At 56.0% G+C, this 15,433-nt stretch carries 13 protein-coding genes; 8 read left to right on the top strand and 5 right to left on the bottom strand.

The window, feature by feature from the left end; genetic code table 11:
- The first annotated feature begins 105 nt into the window (after positions 1–105).
- The 3 genes from L6762_RS02455 to L6762_RS02445 all read left to right on the top strand — a co-directional run bounded on the left by L6762_RS02455 (position 106) and on the right by L6762_RS02445 (position 4,293).
- On the top strand, positions 106–1,071 hold the full coding sequence (locus tag L6762_RS02455) for a proteasome assembly chaperone family protein (protein ID WP_237185406.1): 966 nt from the start codon (positions 106–108) through the stop codon (positions 1,069–1,071).
- Positions 1,072–1,297: 226 nt separating this feature from the next.
- Positions 1,298–2,704, top strand: a complete 1,407-nt coding sequence (locus L6762_RS02450) for a DUF4192 family protein (protein ID WP_237185405.1) — start codon at positions 1,298–1,300, stop codon at positions 2,702–2,704.
- A 188-nt stretch (positions 2,705–2,892) separates the two neighbouring features.
- Entirely contained in the window at positions 2,893–4,293 is a 1,401-nt protein-coding gene (locus L6762_RS02445; protein ID WP_272878678.1) for an RNA polymerase sigma factor, read from the top strand.
- A 121-nt stretch (positions 4,294–4,414) separates the two neighbouring features.
- On the opposite strand, the gene L6762_RS02440 is transcribed toward L6762_RS02445, so the two are convergent.
- Together L6762_RS02440 and L6762_RS02435 are read right to left on the bottom strand one after the other, a co-directional pair.
- Entirely contained in the window at positions 4,415–4,918 is a 504-nt protein-coding gene (locus tag L6762_RS02440) for an Rv3235 family protein (protein ID WP_237185403.1), read from the bottom strand.
- A 20-nt stretch (positions 4,919–4,938) separates the two neighbouring features.
- Complete coding sequence (locus tag L6762_RS02435) at positions 4,939–5,688, bottom strand: LysM peptidoglycan-binding domain-containing protein (protein WP_237185402.1); 750 nt, start codon at positions 5,686–5,688, stop codon at positions 4,939–4,941.
- Positions 5,689–5,899: 211 nt separating this feature from the next.
- On the opposite strand from L6762_RS02435, the gene L6762_RS02430 reads away from it, so the two are divergent.
- Positions 5,900–6,457: a hypothetical protein gene (locus L6762_RS02430; protein ID WP_237185401.1), complete on the top strand. Its 558-nt coding sequence runs from the start codon at positions 5,900–5,902 to the stop codon at positions 6,455–6,457.
- A 10-nt stretch (positions 6,458–6,467) separates the two neighbouring features.
- Here L6762_RS02430 and L6762_RS02425 read toward each other — a convergent pair whose 3' ends face one another.
- On the bottom strand, positions 6,468–6,698 hold the full coding sequence (locus tag L6762_RS02425; protein ID WP_135011335.1) for a helix-turn-helix domain-containing protein: 231 nt from the start codon (positions 6,696–6,698) through the stop codon (positions 6,468–6,470).
- A 212-nt stretch (positions 6,699–6,910) separates the two neighbouring features.
- On the opposite strand from L6762_RS02425, the gene L6762_RS02420 reads away from it, so the two are divergent.
- From L6762_RS02420 to L6762_RS02410, 3 genes are read left to right on the top strand one after another with little or no spacing between them, the layout of a single operon-like run.
- Positions 6,911–7,558 carry an SAF domain-containing protein gene (locus tag L6762_RS02420; RefSeq protein WP_237185400.1) on the top strand — a complete coding sequence of 216 codons (648 nt, stop codon included), beginning with the start codon at positions 6,911–6,913 and terminating at the stop codon, positions 7,556–7,558.
- Positions 7,558–8,940 (top strand): AAA family ATPase, encoded by a 1,383-nt coding sequence (locus tag L6762_RS02415; RefSeq protein WP_237185399.1) that lies wholly within the window; start codon positions 7,558–7,560, stop codon positions 8,938–8,940. The genes L6762_RS02420 and L6762_RS02415 overlap by 1 nt, the downstream gene beginning before the upstream one ends.
- A gap of 31 nt (positions 8,941–8,971) precedes the next feature.
- Entirely contained in the window at positions 8,972–10,513 is a 1,542-nt protein-coding gene (locus tag L6762_RS02410; RefSeq protein ID WP_272878829.1) for a sensor histidine kinase, read from the top strand.
- 83 nt (positions 10,514–10,596) lie between these two features.
- Here the strand turns inward: L6762_RS02410 and L6762_RS02405 are convergent, their stop codons facing one another.
- A complete protein-coding gene (locus L6762_RS02405) occupies positions 10,597–10,845 on the bottom strand; it encodes a WhiB family transcriptional regulator (protein WP_135013289.1) in 249 nt (82 codons plus the stop codon).
- Between the two features lie 288 nt (positions 10,846–11,133).
- On the opposite strand from L6762_RS02405, the gene L6762_RS02400 reads away from it, so the two are divergent.
- On the top strand, positions 11,134–11,517 hold the full coding sequence (locus L6762_RS02400; protein WP_237185398.1) for a hypothetical protein: 384 nt from the start codon (positions 11,134–11,136) through the stop codon (positions 11,515–11,517).
- On the opposite strand, the gene L6762_RS02395 is transcribed toward L6762_RS02400, so the two are convergent.
- Entirely contained in the window at positions 11,483–15,244 is a 3,762-nt protein-coding gene (locus tag L6762_RS02395) for an FtsK/SpoIIIE domain-containing protein (RefSeq protein ID WP_237185397.1), read from the bottom strand. The genes L6762_RS02400 and L6762_RS02395 overlap by 35 nt on opposite strands.
- Between the last annotated feature and the right edge of the window lie 189 nt (positions 15,245–15,433).

The raw sequence follows: 15,433 nt of genomic DNA, 5'->3' as shown, positions 1-15,433 counted from the left end.
GCATATTCCAAGCGTTATACCTGCGACATTAGGCTACACAGTGGCTACACCCTGGAGTACTATAGAGACTCACAGAAGACGGGAAGAAAGAAGGGGGCTAGGAAGATGACGCACGAAGATCGGCTGTATATAGCTCACGCCGGGGCGTTTGAAAACGACCGATTGAGAGGTCTGCCCCTCGTCATTGCTCTCTCGCACCCCCAGGACGCCGGTGGCACCGCGGGGCACCTGGGTGAAGTGCTTCTGCATGAACTTGATAATGTGCCGGTCATCGAGTTTGATGCTGACCGCCTGCACGACTACCGGTCACGCAAGCCCCGCATTACCTTCAAAAAAGACCACTACACTAACCCGGTACTTCCCGAACTCAAGCTGTACGCGGTAGAAGACCGTCTGGGTAAGCCTTTCTTGTTGCTGACCGGTGCTGAGCCCGATTTGCTGTGGCAGCGGTTTACAGCTGATGTGGTGGATATTGCCCAGCGTCTTGAAGTGTCGGTGGCCCTGTCTGTGACCGGTTTCCCCATGCCGGTGCCGCATACCCGCCCTATCCCTGTAACGGCGCACGGGTCCCGTAAGGACCTGACGGTCGGCATTTCCTCCTTCCAGCCCGAGGCTTTGGTGCCTGGGTCGGTATCGAGCCTGCTGGAGGTGCGCCTGACCGAGGCCGGCATTGGAACGGCCGGTTTCGCAGTGAACGTGCCGCAGTACCTGTCGGAGTCGGAGCTGCCCCAGACCGCTCTTGTCGCTATGGAGCACCTGTCGCTGGCAGCCAAGCTAAGCCTGCCCTCGGATCGCCTGCGTGAGCTGTCCGAGAATGTTCAGCTGCAGATTGACGAGCAGGCTAGCGCTAGCCCTGAAATTCAGATGATGATTCAGCGCCTCGAAGAGTCCTACGACGCGAACGCCGCCCAGGGGTTCGGTAGCCTCCCCCTCTCTGAGCGTGCCGCTGGTCGGGTACCTAGCCGGGATGAAATCGGTGATGAGGTAGAGGCCTTCTTGGCTCAGCTCGACCATAACACTCGGGATGCGGACGGCGACGGCCCCCGCGGCCTGGGCCCCTCCGGTTCCTAAACCGGCCCGGGCCGGGCCTGGCCCCGCGGTGAAACTGCCTGTGGAAACCCGCTTTAGGGGCGTCATAGATGCGTCACGGGTTCACCGATTTATGGGAAGCGTGCGCCCCGTGAGGGCTTGATTATTTGCTTTGACAGGGGCGGACGTCGGACGCCCAGCGGGTGGGGAATATCCACAGGCCTGCTTGGGCTCGTCTTAGGTACTCTTCTCTATCAGCCTGATAGGTATGACAGAGAATCACCACACCCCAGAAGAACCTATCGTTACCTACCTCAGCTCGGAGCGCGACGTCCTCGCCCTTGCCCTGCATCTTTTAGGCTACTGGCCTGAAAAGTCCATCATGCTCCTGGCTCTGAGCGATGGGGGAATAGGGCCCCTGCTGCGTGTTGATATGCCCGATGTTTCTGAGGTAGCGCCGGATGACTTCCTGACCTATATCTTCGAGGCCTTCCCCACCCATAGCCCTACCGGGGACCCCATCACCAGTGTATTCTTGCTGCTCTTCGCCGATGGCGCAGCATCCGGAGAAGTGGATGTTCCAGTAGAAAAAACCTTCCTAGAAGCAGCCCAATGCTATGCGGAGCTCACACCAGCCCACGCAACCCTTCATGGGCTGAATGTACTCGATGTACTTGCGGTGGGGCAGCAGGCCTACTGGGCTGTGAATCCGGCTGAAGGGCAGCTGGCTCCTGCTGGTTTTCTAGACGAGGTCTTGACCAGCCCGCTGTATAGCGAACTGGTAGCCCACGGGTCGCTTGTTGCCAGTGATTTACATGAAGCCCAGGAACTTAAGAATCGCACAGCCCTGGGAACTGAGGACCCAGAGGAACAAGAACGGTGGCAGGTCAATACAGAAGCCTATAGCGCTTTCTACCTGGAAGAGAAACAAGAGCAAAACCCTCAAGAAGCCTGCCAAATTGCTGCTGAACTAGAGCTGTGGGAGCAGGCTATAGGTGCCGTTGCGTCCCTGCTTGATGGGCCGCGGGGTAGCAAGGGGCTCTACGCTGGGACCTTAGCCGATGCTATACGAGCTGAGGTGATTCCCGATGCAGCTGGTTTTCTGATCGCTTCTTTCGATAGCTTTGCCACCCTCCAGCTCGTGATTCTTCAGGCCTGCCGTACCCTCAAAGACTCGTTAGCAGCTCTGAGAGCTCTAGAACAGGGCAGCCAAGAACTGGGGCTGAACAGGCAAACTACGGGGGATAGGGTTCTGCCCCTGCCGTCAACCCTGCACCGGTACCAGCTCGATCGTCTCAGCCAGCCTGAACAGGGTGCGCACGATCAGATAGATAGCACCGAAGACAGTCTGAAGAAAATGGCTGAAACTCTCTTTGGTGTAGATCCCACCCCGCCAGACTGGAAGCGCCTGGAAGCCTTGTGGCATTTGGCAGCCGTGCTGGAAAGCTCCGCTAGGGGGAAAGCCGAAGCTTCCCTCCTTGCTGCACAGGCGTGGGTAAGCTGGATGCGGGGCAACTCTACGGAAGCTTTCCACCTGCTGGAGGCTATCGACAGCACCTACCGCGATGGGGGCTCTCTACCCCTGCATTACCTTTTGAGCGTCAGTGCTTTCCCTACCTGGCTTACTCTACCCGGCGGAGCCCCAGAGACCTACGTGACCAAGAACCGCAGATAAGCGGCCGTGCCTTCTTCGCTAGAAAACCTAAAACATGTCATACTTGACTATTGACCCCGCTCAAAGTGTCTTTCAAAAATACAGCTTCCTATCGGGAATAGAAGCCCCTACTCGGGCGTTATACCCACCGATAGATACCCTGGAAACTGTATTGTGCGAATCGATCACTTGACAGGGTCTTAGGTGTTTTGACCGCGAACACCGCATCACACTCGCTACGGTCAACTAGCTCAGAAAGGTTTTCTGTGTCACCAGCCGCACGCAAGAAAGCAGCCAGCGAAACCGCTGCAACCAAAGCCACCGCTAAAAAAACCTCAACTCGCGCCAAAGCAAAAAAGGCTGACGAGGCAGCAGACGCCGTAGAAGCAGACGACGAAGAAAGCGCCGCACCTCAGCGAGCCCCCAAGAAGACCGCAGCTAAGAAGGCTGCCCCCAAGAAGAGCCGCAAGGCTAAGGACGAGGACGACGATTTCGCCGACGACGATATCGATCTGGACGACGAAGACCTCGATACCGACGACATCGAAGATGTCGATGAAGACGATGACGAAGACGAGGCAGACTCTGTCACCAAGGAAGAGAAGAAAGAAGCTGAAGCTGTAGCAGCTAAGGGTTCTGGCTTCGTCCTGACCAACAACGATGAAGACGATGCCCCTGCCGTCCGCGTTGTTACCCCCGGTGCTACCGCAGACCCCGTCAAGGACTACCTCAAGCAGATCGGCAAGGTTGCCCTGCTGAATGCTGAGCAGGAAGTCGACCTGGCTATGCGTATTGAGGCCGGCCTCTACGCCGAGCACAAGCTCAAAGAGAACCCCGATATGGACCCGCAGCTCAAGAAGGAACTGCGCTGGGTAATTCACGATGGCCGTCGCGCCAAGAACCACCTGCTGGAAGCCAACCTGCGTCTGGTGGTCTCCCTGGCCAAGCGCTACACCGGCCGCGGTATGCTCTTCCTCGACCTGATTCAGGAAGGTAACCTGGGCCTGATTCGAGCCGTTGAGAAGTTCGACTACTCAAAGGGCTTCAAGTTCTCAACCTACGCAACCTGGTGGATCCGTCAGGCTATCACCCGTGCAATGGCTGACCAGGCCCGCACCATCCGCATCCCCGTGCACATGGTTGAAGTTATCAACAAGCTGGCCCGCGTCCAGCGTCAGATGCTGCAGGATCTGGGCCGCGAACCCACCCCTGAAGAGCTCGCTAAGGAACTCGATATGACCCCCGAAAAGGTCATCGAGGTTCAGAAGTACGGCCGTGAGCCGATCTCCCTGCACACCCCTCTGGGCGAGGACGGCGACTCTGAGTTTGGCGACCTGATTGAGGACTCCGAAGCAGTAGTACCTGCCGATGCTGTCTCATTCACCCTGCTCCAGGAGCAGCTGCACTCGGTGCTTGATACCCTCTCTGAGCGCGAAGCAGGTGTTGTTGCTATGCGCTTTGGTATGACCGACGGCCAGCCCAAGACCCTTGACGAAATCGGCAAGGTCTACGGCGTTACCCGCGAGCGTATCCGCCAGATTGAATCAAAGACTATGTCTAAGCTCCGTCACCCCAGCCGTTCTCAGGTTCTGCGTGACTACCTAGACTAAAAACCGAACTGCTGTAGTTGCGGTACAGGCGGGTGCCCTTGAGCCTTCTAGCTCGAGGGGCACCCGCCTTTTTTGATGGGGCTGGCATAAGAGAAGGTGGGAGTTGCTAGCTATCTGGGAGTTATGCGATGGCGAGGGTGGCAATTTTCCAGTTGCCCCGTTTGCGTTCTGCCCGTAGAGCTACGGCCCGGGTGCGGACGTCGTCGGTCACCAGCAAACTCATTTCATAGGCAGTCTCAGCAACTTTCTGGACGATGATACGTCGCGGGCGGATTACAGCAGGCGGCTTGCTGGGGTAAGGGGCCTGGGGGTAATGACACTGTCGGTAGCGAATGGCGGCTTTTGCCTGTTCAAGCTGCTTTTCTAGGGTGCGGTAGCAGCCGGCTGTCATCCAGGGAGCTAGATGATGCTGAGGCCTGCGCCCCATGAAAACTTCGATGGCAGCGGTACCAATGCGAACCCCCAGTTGCTCAAGGGCCTGCTCTTCTTGATCGATAAAGGAGAGGCAGACGGCGGGTTCTGCTGGCTGACCCTTTTCAAAGTAGGGGGCATATTTTTCGGCGTATTCGGTAGCTTCGACGATGATGTATTTACGGTCATCACGTTCTGGGAAAGCGGTTTTCACGGTGTGCTCCTTTGCAAAACCTAGTGGGGTAGGGTAATCGTCTGACCTGGGAAAATCAGGGTATCTAGGGTGGGAATGGTCTTTTGGTTGAGTTGCCAGATAGTGTGCACGAGTGCTAGCACTTCAGCGCCTGAAGCATCGGGGGCCAGGTGGTCTTCTGCGATACTCCATAGCGAGTCACCCGGGGCTACGGTATAGGTAGTAGCTGCTACGTCTTCTGAAAAGTCCGGCTGCACGCGGGTGCCACCCCCGAAGAGGGGTGAAATGGGCTGGTAGCTCTTTGTCGTAACGGGAAGAACCTTCACTGTTGCTCGTTCCTGGGTTTGTTCTGGGGAAAAGAGGGGCGAAGTAGCAGAGGCTAGGGTGGAGTCAGCTGATAATGCCTCGACGTCGTGGTTAATTTGAGAAGCCTGAGGGAATAGGGGTGAGTTTGTCTCGCTGTTGTGAACTCTAGCTGTTACCGAGATAGCTTGCTCAGAGGGTAGGGCATAGGCCTGGGCGGGAGCCAAAGCTCCCAGACCTAAAGAAGCTCCCGCAAGTGTTTTGAGGAGTCCCGGGGCCCATACCGGAAGTTGTATGTGCAGGGGAGAACGTCGGGCGCGAGCTAGGGCGCTGTAGTAGAAGACTAAACCAGCTAGCCACCAGAGGGCGATGCAGAGACAAAGCAGGCCAGCGATAGCGCAGACTAGCAGGCTCATCCAGGTGCCCGGGCTACGAGAAGTGATTCCTAGGTCTTGATTCCCTTCGCTCAGAAGTGAGTGAAGTAGCATGCCTGAGGCGCCAGCTCCGCCCAGTGCTAGGAGGGGAATTAGATTGGCTGTACATAGGGCAAAAAATCGCGATGCCACTTCTTTCACCTCAAATCATGTCATTTGATGTAGTTTGATGATTTATGCATCATATTACTTCCCTTTGAGATGGATTCAAGAGGCTTGTAGCAAATTTTTCAATAAATTTTCCTTGGCGGGGTATCCTCAGTGCATGGCACACCTAGATTTGCTCTTCCGCGATTACGAAATCCAGATGGAAGCACAAAAACACCGAGATTACGAGGCAGATGCTCGCGAGCTCCGCCAGATAGAGCTTTCTCGCGTCACCGTGGCCGACCGTTTGGCAGCCCAGCTTGGGCAGCTGCTGACTATTCACGGGTCTACTGGAGATATTTGGCGGGGGAGACTGGAGACTTTGGGGCTGGGGTGGCTTCAGCTAGAAACGGACGCCGGCGGCCTCATTCTTCCGCTTGCGCACCTTCTTTACTGGGAAGGTGGAAACCACCAGGCCGTGGGCGAAGCTCATGAAGTGTCTCGCAAACTCACGCTGGGGTCTGCCCTACGGGCCCTCAGCGCTGCCCAACGTGACATCCATATTTATCATGCAGGAGGAACCGGTCTCACCAGTGCAGGTAAAGTGTGGGCAGTTGGTGCTGACTACTGTGAAATCGTGGGGCAGCAGGCACACAAAGAGGACGCCCGCGGAACTCGGGGAGCTCCACGCAGCGTCCTCTTCACCTCAATTGCCGCTATCAGGGTAGCGGGATAAACAGTCTGTTTTAGGAGATATCGGCTCGTTCGGCCTGCTCGGCCCGAATGGCTTCTTCGGTCATCGCATAGCGCTCGCTGATATATGCTTCGAGCATGCTCTTTTCAACCCGCCACTGGTTTCTGCCGCCAATCTGGATGGCCTTCAGCTCCCCTGAGCGCACCAGGGCGCGAGTTTGGCTGGGGGATATATTGAGAATTTCACCGACGTCGGTCAGGGTGAGAAAGCGCTGTTCAACCATATCTGGTTCCTTCTGAAACGGGGGAGTAGGTGGGGGATCCTTTGCTTTAGTTTAGTGCATTTTGAACTACCTTGATAGAAGAAGCAAGGCCTGTGGATAACTTGCTTGATTTTGCGTAACCTTGGTCAAAAATACGTGCAATCTTTGAAATTGATGTTCTGATTAGGGAAACTGCTGTCAACGAGGAAAACTTCCTGACTCAAAGAGGTGTCATGATGGCTCAAGAAAATCTTGCTCCCCGTTTCAGAAAGCCGGGGTTCCGCGACCCTAAGCTGCTGGCGGGCGTCCTAATTATTCTTCTCTCGGTTCTGGGCGTCGTCGGCCTTATCCGAGCTACCAACCAGACTCAGCCCTACTATGTTGCCAGTAAAGATATCGGTATCGGCGAAAAAATTACCACCGATAACGTGACAACTGCCCAGGTCAAGCTAGGTGAATCAGCAGGTCTCTACCTTTCGGCGGAGCAAGTAATCGCTGACGGGTCGGTAGCTACCCGTCCGCTAGCTGCGGGGGAGCTTCTCTCACCCCGGTCGCTGTCCACCGAGGTAAGCGACGGGCGCAGGCTCGTTCCCCTGCTACTTGATCAGTACGCGGTAGCCGAATATGCTCCTGGCAATCGGGTAGATATTTGGGTTGCCTACAAAACAGAGGGGGCCAACTCGTACGGTGATCCCGTGGTCATCGCAGAATCAGCCGAGGTGCATTCTGTAACGGCCCAAGAATCTGTGATTGGAGGAACCGGCCGTTCGGCTGTTGAATTGTGGGTAAACCAGGACGTCCTGCCCACAGTCCTCGGTGCCACCAGCAAGGGAGCGGTCATCAGCCTGGTTCCGTCGGCCTACGCACCGGGAGGGAACTAATGCAGGTTCCTATCGTTATTGTTGGTGATGAGGGCGGACGTTTCGTTTCAGCCATTGAGTCTCAACGTGGCCAGGTGAGCGTGGTCAGGCACGTGCACGATATCGGTGAAATGCTGGGACTTGCCCAAAGCGGCCTTGCCCGCGCTGTGCTGATCGTGACCGGGGGAGAAGAACTCACCCTTTCCATGGTTAAATCCCTGCACCACCTTGAGGTGGCAGTGTGTCTTGTCAATGACCAGGGAACCCAGCCACCTATAGAAGGCATCCACCCGATTGATTCTCTAGCCGATACCGCAGAGATCGTTAGCGAGATCGAAAAGGCCGTCGATACCCTGCTGAATTCAGAGCAGACCGGTGAGCAGGCCAACCAGGCCCAGCACGAGGAGCCTGCCCTCTCCGCCCCGGCTCAAAGTCACCCCATAAGGGGTGACGAAAAGCAGGACGCTCCTGCCCCCTCACCTGCGGAAGGGAAGATAGTAGCGGTGTGGGGCCCCTACGGTTCACCGGGACGCACCACCCTGGCCATCAACCTGGCAGCAGCCTACGCAGAAACAGGGTACTCGGTTTGCTTGGTGGACGCAGATACCTACGGGGCGTCCGTGGGAGCTGCTCTAGGCCTTACCGATGACTACTCAAGCCTCGCCCAACTCTGCCACCACGCAGACCGTGGAGGCGTAACCCAGCAACAGCTCAAAGAACTTACCCACACCGTCTCGCACCGCTCCCAATACTTCGACATCATCACCGGCATCAACCGACCAGATCGCTGGGTAGAGGTACGCTCAAACGCTCTCGACCTCGTACTCGATACACTGGTTTCAACATACGACCTGGTAGTTATCGATACCTCTTTCTGCCTTGAAGAAGACCCAGCCCTAAGCTTTGACGGTTTGACTCCCCAACGAAACGACGCAACCCTGACCAGCCTGGCGCGAGCTGACCACCTGATAGCTCTTGGCCTAGCAGACCTTGTAGGCGTACCGCGTCTTATCAAAGCCTACGACACCCTTAGCCAGGTACTTGGGCCAGCCCTTGATCAAAGAATCAGCATTGTCTTCAACCGCGTCCGCACCGAGGCCCTAGGCCCATCTGCCCAGGCCGCCCTCGAACACTCCTGGGAGCGATTCGGGCCCAGCCTGCCAATAGCAGCCCAGCTACCAGAAGACAGCCCAAGCGCTGATAAAGCCCGCCTAGCAGGAACAACAATTCTTGAAGTAGCCCCACAAACAGAACTGGCCCGCCAGCTACAGGCGCTCGCCGACACCAGCCGAAATACCCTAGGGATCGGAAAACCTGCCCCATCACTAGCGCCCCCTCCGAGCCCGAGCATGGTAGAAAAGAAGAAGCCCTGGGTGCGATTTACCCGCCGCCCCCGCTCCTAACCCACCCCGCCCAGACCACCAGGAGGCCCCCTTGTCACTCACTGAAATCCTCATGCGCACCGGCGCTTACGGGCCGGGCGATATCGAGTGGCTCCACCTGCTCACTAACGAGTGGCAAATCATTGCAGATACCGGCTACTGCGACCTCATGCTCTGGGCGCCCCAAGCCGACACCATCGAGGGCTACTTCTCCCTGTCCCAGCCGCTGCCGGCGTCCGCTGGGTTCATCAACCTCGCCCAGATTCGCCCCTCCACCACCCACACGGTTTTTCACACCGACTGGGTCGGCAAAGAGCTCGACCCAGCCCTCTGCGAGCGGGCGGTTGCAAGCTGGAACAGCCAAACCCCCAAGACCCTCAATGACGAGCACAACCTCACCGATATCGTCCTTGACACCGAGTTCATTCCGCTAATACGCAATGACAGACCCGTAGCCCTCTTGTCGGTCCACCGCGAGAGCCTGGGTACCCGAAAGCGCCAGAAAGCGGAGAGGGTCTACCGCGACGTCTCCCACCATCTTCTACAGATGGTCTCGCGCGGTGCCTGGCCCGAGTTCTCCGCCCCTGTTGGAACGGCCCACGGCAACCCCCGTGTGAGCGACGGCTTGGTCATGCTTGATACGGATGGACGGGTCACCTACGCTTCACCTAATGCTCTGTCTATCTACAAGCGTCTCAACTACGCAGGTGACATGCTCGGTGCGAGCCTACTCGATATCACCCGGGCCCTGCTACCTGCCGGTGAGAAGGCGGACGAAACCCTACCCCTGGTCCTTACCGGGCGCATGCCCTGGCGCGCAGAAATCAAAGCCAACCGCAAAAACGTCACCTTCCGTGCCATCCCCCTGCGCCATTTTTCACGTCTGGGTGAAGAACGCTACGGGGCCCTGCTGCTCTGCCGCGACGTCACCGAGCTGCGTCGCCGAGAGCAAGAAATGATGTCGAAAGACGCTACTATCCGCGAAATCCACCACCGGGTTAAAAATAATCTCCAAACAGTCTCAGCCCTGCTTCGCCTGCAATCGAGACGCATGACTACCCCCGAAGCGAAGGAAGGCCTGGAACAGGCGATGCGCCGTGTCTCCACTATCGCGCTGGTGCACGATGCCCTCTCCCAGGGGCTAACTCAGGACGTAGACTTCGATGACCTCATTAGCCGACAGTTTAGGCTTGCTGCCGAGCTTGCCTCGCCAGGGCAGCACGTTGCCACCCGGATCGAGGGATCCTTCGGGAAGCTACCCAGCCAAATCGCCACCCCTCTTGCCCTCGTTATTAATGAGGTTGTGGCTAACGCGGTAGAACACGGCTTAGCTGGAGAAACCGGTACCGTAACCCTCGGTTGCCAGCATCGCTACTCAGAAGGGCAAGAGCACAGCATTATCGTGACGGTTCAAGATAGCGGCCCCGGAATCAGCGCCGAAAAAATTAGAGAGCTAGAGGGAACTGGCAGCGGAACCGGTCTAGGGACTCAAATTGTTAAAACCCTGGTAGCCAGCGAGCTCAACGGTACTATTCACTGGAGTCTTGCTCCTGAAGGCGGAACACTGGTGACAATTGAAGCTGCCATCGTGTAACTAAAGGAAAGCCGCATAAAAAAGGAGGGGCGAACCGGTACACCGGTTCGCCCCTCCTAAAGAACACTTACATGAAGTTGCTACTATGAGGCCCTGCGGGCTCGGGCAGCACGTCGCTTCATAGCGCGACGCTCATCTTCACTCATACCGCCCCACACACCAGAATCCTGGCCTGTTTCGATAGCCCACTGCAGGCAGGTATCCATCACAGTGCAGCTGCGGCAGACATTCTTAGCTTCTTCAATCTGAAGAAGGGCGGGCCCGGTGTTTCCTACGGGGAAAAAGAGTTCAGGGTCTTTCTCAAGACAAGCAGCACGGCTACGCCAATCCATTAGCATGCTCTCCTATAGGGTTTACCGGATTAAAGCTGAGGCAAAAGCAGCTCAGCAACTAACAAAAAAATCTGGCCCCTTTCCTAGAAGGAGCCAAACTTGAACCTCAATAACTTTCCCACGATATGGGGCGTCATACAAGGGGGTTGTGAGCGAAAATCTGCTTGCAGTGCTGAGGTAAATGTCACAGGCGGGTGCGTAAAGGGGTGCCGGGGTGAGAGGTGACACTCCCGGGTGCCTATTCTAGATAGGAGACCCTTTCTTCGTACATAGAGAAATGAGATAAACGTGGCTTCTTCCAGCGTTTCAGCCCTTCCAATTCCCGTGAAAATCTTGGTCGGGCTGAGCCTCCTTCAGGCCCTGTATCTAGTGGTTACTGCTCTCATCGGGACTTTCGCTTCTGCCGATATTGGGGGAGCATCAGTTATTGCCTCCTTTTATTTCATTATTGCCCTGGCTCTCGCCGTGGGCGCTGTTGCCGTGTGGAAGGCGCAGCGGTTTGGGCAGCCTCTCGTGCTTGTCTGGCAACTCTTTGCGGTCATCATCGGCGTTCAAACTACTCTGGGTGGAGATTACCTGGTAGGGCTAGCAACGGTAGGCATAAGCGGAGCTGTCATCCTGCTACTTTTTACCCGCTCTACCCTTGAGCATCTGGCTCCTTCCTCCCGGTAACCTGTTCATCGGGTAAGGCTGCCTGAAAAGCCGTAACAGTTGCATGATCAATCATGACTCCCCGCCCTGCCGGGAGCTGGCCGTAAGTTTTAAGGTCAAGGGGGAGAGGTACGCCCGGGTAGAAGGACATGTCTGCGGAGCTATGCGGGGTAAGCACGATACCCGTAGAGGTACCGCTGAGGGCAGCAAGAATCGGTGAGCTACTCCACCGCGGCCAGGGAGTATAGGCCACGACAACAGACCCAAACTTTTCTTTCTGGGCCAGTATGGTCTGCTGTATATCGTGGCTGAGCTTATCAAGGTCGTCGATGAGCAGAATGGGGCGGAGCCCCAGGCTCTCGCTCCGTGCAAGAGCTTGACTGATATCTTCTGCTGCGGTGCCGGTATCCGACGAGATAACAATGAAGAAATGCTCAGGATTAGCTTGGACGAGGGTCTTAAGTAGGCTCGTTTTTCCGGATCCCCTCGGGCCGCTGACGCTGATAAATCCACCTCGCAAAGGCGGGGTAAAGGCTACCGAGCCGTCCCTGAGTACTCCGCAGGCGAGCGCGCCGGCGTGGGGCTTGGCTGCTGACGGGAGGGAGCTGACCGGGGAACGCAAGGGGAGCGGACGCCAGGAAAGCCAGTATCTGTGGGAGTCGCTTAACAGGTGGTTAGGGCCTTGCCGAGCACCGGTCTTTGGGGCAGCTAGCGGAGCGCTGAGCTCTGTCCAAGCAAGTGTGCCTGCCTGTACTTTTCCTTCTGAGGAGTCGTAGATAACCTTTCCTTCTATCGCAAACTGCCCGCTGCCCGGCAGGGTGTAATCCCTAGTGTGGGTACGAAGAGGGTCATTCTCAACAGCTGCTCGAGTCATGAAGGTGTGCTCAAAGATATGCTGGTACTTACTTCGTACACCTGTTACTGAAGTGCAGAAAACCTGAACTGTTGGGTGATCACCCAAGTTGAGAATCTGTTGCAGGTGAGCTTCTGCAGCCGGGTACCGTTGGAGCGTATCTAGCAGTGTTTCTAGCGTATCTATGATGAGGAGCTGGCCCGGTCCTGGGGCTTCTGTGCAGCAGGCTAGAAGGTGCTGAAGATAGTTGGAATCCTGGTAGGTAAAGACGTCAAACTGTTCTGCGTATTCCTTGCCCCAGCTGCGTATCTCTCGTGCGCGCTGTTCTGACGGCGTAAGACATAATACGGCGTACCCTTGAACGAGAGCTTGAAGGAGGGTTGCCCGAAGCGCAGGTATCCACTCATTGCTGCCTCCCTGTACTAAAATTGGGCCATCTTCCGCCGACCAGATAAAGGGGGCTTGAAACCCTAGTTCTGCTATCTCGTACTGGCCGAGCAATAAGGCAAAGGGGCCAGCAGACTCCGGCAAATCTGTATGGCAAGGAGCTGAGAGTGATGCCGGAATTGGCTGATAGGTCGGTAGCTGATGTGCAATTTGGTAGGCCTGGTAGATAGCCGTATTGGTGGCATCGAGTTCTGCATCGCTCAGAGCCTGGCAATCGGTGGGCTCCTGGGAACCAGGCAAATCGAGCACAAAACGTGCTCGGCATCGTCCTTGGTGCTCTTGCCTGTAAAGTCCCGTGATTAAAGGAGCTTGAAATTCAACTATCTCATTATCTGCACTCCGTAGAAGGCCCCGACCCGGGAAGCGAGCAGAGATATGAGAAGCTTCTTCCGAGCCTAGAACATTGAAAGATTCCTGGGCAGAACTTACTCTAAGGCACATCACCGTTGAGATATTTGCCCTGATATCGGGAGAAATTGCTCCCTGCGGGCGCTGGGTAGCTAGGACGAGGTGGTAACCCAGCGACCTGCCAATCGTAGCTATCTTCATCATTTCGCTCATAATGTCTGGGTAATCATCGACAAGCATGCGAAACTCATCGATGCAGATAATTAGCTCCGGAAAATCAGGCGCTGTGCGGGCGTTTCTGCAGAGGCCGATGTAATCGTCATAGGAGCTGACGCCCAGCTGCTTCCAGACCTGCTTACGGTGGGTAAGGTCTGCCCGCAAGAACTTCATGGTACGCATTAGCTGAGACGCGTCAAGGTCAGAGATGAGCGAAACACAATGGGGTAGAGGTGCTAGAGGGCCTAAACCAGCGCCACCTTTGAAATCTATGAGGACGAAGGAAAGACGCTGAGGCGGGTAGCTGAGGGCTGCAGACCATAGCAGGGAACGAAGAAGCTGGGACTTGCCTGAACCTGTAGTCCCTGCACAGAGAAAATGCGGGCCATGATGCACAAGGCCGAGTTTTAGGTCATCGTTACTTTCACAGGCTAGCCCCGCATACAGAAAGATCTCTTCTGCCCATAGATTCTCCGGCTGGTTACCCTCCGGCAGCTCAGGGAGAGCATAAGCAGGTAGTTGAGAAGTATTCGTTGCTGCAACGCTAACTTTCTGGAGAAGAGAGGATGTAGTGACTCTTCCCCAACTCGCCAGGAGAGCACAGTAACGCTCTTCGCTGATTCCGTCTAAAACGATGTCGCGCCAGCTCATTGACTGAGAAAAGAGCTCTGCAGGCTCTTTATGAGGCCCTTTGTTGGCTAAGGGAAAGGGGAGAAGCTGCGGAGGTAAGGACGGCGGCAGATAGGAGCACACCAAAAAACCTGTTTCTAAACTACTGAGCTCTGCAAGAGACACCGTACACACGTTTGCTGCTGCAAGAAGCGGGTCAATGAGACGCAAAAACCAAGTAGCCTCCTGCTCCTGAACAAGAAGGTAGACCGGCTGATTCTGAGCCAAGAGCTGGCAGAGGGCTAAACGCTGGGTCGAAAGAGGAAGCCCAGAGACTAGGGGCGCAAGTTCTTCTACGCTTATGACATAAGGGGCTCCCTGGACTTCAGGGAGGCTCCCTAGCTCACGTTGCTTGCCTCTAATTCGTACTGGCCGGGTGCCGCGTCCTATCACGATGCCTGTATCAGCATCAACCTGGTCAGCCCCGCGGTAGCGGGCTATAGCGTCCTCTTCCTCCCGAGCAAGCTGTGTTATCTGACGGCGCACAGAGGATCTTTCGCGCCCCTGAGAAAAAGCGTGAAGTCCCATTAAGAGTGAGGACCCACAGGCCATGAGAAGAACAAGCCACAGCTGGGTCAACCAGGCAATCAGAAGGCCCACAATGAGAGGTAGAACCATCGTTGCTACCAGTAGCAGCTTGGACTTAGGGGCGGGAGCATCAATGTCTTGAACTACCGGGTCACGAAAGAGGGGAGCGCGGTACTCATACTGGTCAAGCACAAGGACGCTCCCACCCAGAATAAATTTTTCCCCTACCTCAAGTTTGCGGTGGGAGCCCTCATCCGAGAAATACACACCGCTAGCCGTCACCTCTAGGAAGCCCTCAATCGGTGCAAGCGCTGGGTCGTCGATTGTGAGCAGGGAGGCCTGCCTACCAATTTCCCAGCTACCTCGAGACAGCGGAAACTGAGAATGAGAATCTGGCCCGTGCACCACACGTAAGGTAAACAGGGCCTTCTCCTCTGGGAAAGGAAGAACTGTTGCATGAGATGCAAGGGGCAGCACCGTGAGCTGGGCACCACTAGTCCAGGGAGCCTGGCCGGGAGTAAGCTCCCTGATATCTTGCCCCTGAACACCCCAACTGAAATTATCGCTACCCCACACATTAGAGAGTTCTCGGTAGATATCTACTCCAGTTGTGCCGGGCGAATAATCAAACTCTACTGTTCGGTAAGATCCCGCCGGTGGCTGCTGGACGCGCACTAAAAGCTTCATAAAGCTACCTAAGTTCTGGAGACCTGCCATTGCAAGGGCACAAAACGGAAAAACAAACTCTCACCATTGTTTTTCTGTCTTTCCGCGAAAAAAGTTGAGGTTCCTCTGCACACAGCACTAGCACAGGGGAAGACCGGGGAATAATCACACGATCTTTACAGCCTGTTAGCGGGTAGTAGCCGACTATAT

Origin of the sequence: Rothia nasimurium, assembly GCF_928381705.1 — a bacterium.
GTDB classification, from domain to species: Bacteria; Actinomycetota; Actinomycetes; order Actinomycetales; family Micrococcaceae; genus Rothia; species Rothia nasimurium_G.
This window is presented reverse-complemented; position numbering and strand designations above follow the sequence as displayed.

Excerpts from the sequence above, each read along its gene's own strand:
- L6762_RS02430 (WP_237185401.1), top strand. The coding sequence starts at position 5,900 with ATGGCACACCTAGATTTGCTCTTCCGCGATTACGAAATCCAGATGGAA.
- L6762_RS02405 (WP_135013289.1), bottom strand. The coding sequence starts at position 10,845 with ATGGATTGGCGTAGCCGTGCTGCTTGTCTTGAGAAAGACCCTGAACTC.
- L6762_RS02435 (WP_237185402.1), bottom strand. The coding sequence starts at position 5,688 with ATGCTACTTCACTCACTTCTGAGCGAAGGGAATCAAGACCTAGGAATC.
- L6762_RS02450 (WP_237185405.1), top strand. The coding sequence starts at position 1,298 with ATGACAGAGAATCACCACACCCCAGAAGAACCTATCGTTACCTACCTC.
- L6762_RS02425 (WP_135011335.1), bottom strand. The coding sequence starts at position 6,698 with ATGGTTGAACAGCGCTTTCTCACCCTGACCGACGTCGGTGAAATTCTC.
- L6762_RS02455 (WP_237185406.1), top strand. The coding sequence starts at position 106 with ATGACGCACGAAGATCGGCTGTATATAGCTCACGCCGGGGCGTTTGAA.
- L6762_RS02420 (WP_237185400.1), top strand. The coding sequence starts at position 6,911 with ATGATGGCTCAAGAAAATCTTGCTCCCCGTTTCAGAAAGCCGGGGTTC.
- L6762_RS02415 (WP_237185399.1), top strand. The coding sequence starts at position 7,558 with ATGCAGGTTCCTATCGTTATTGTTGGTGATGAGGGCGGACGTTTCGTT.
- L6762_RS02395 (WP_237185397.1), bottom strand. The coding sequence starts at position 15,244 with ATGAAGCTTTTAGTGCGCGTCCAGCAGCCACCGGCGGGATCTTACCGA.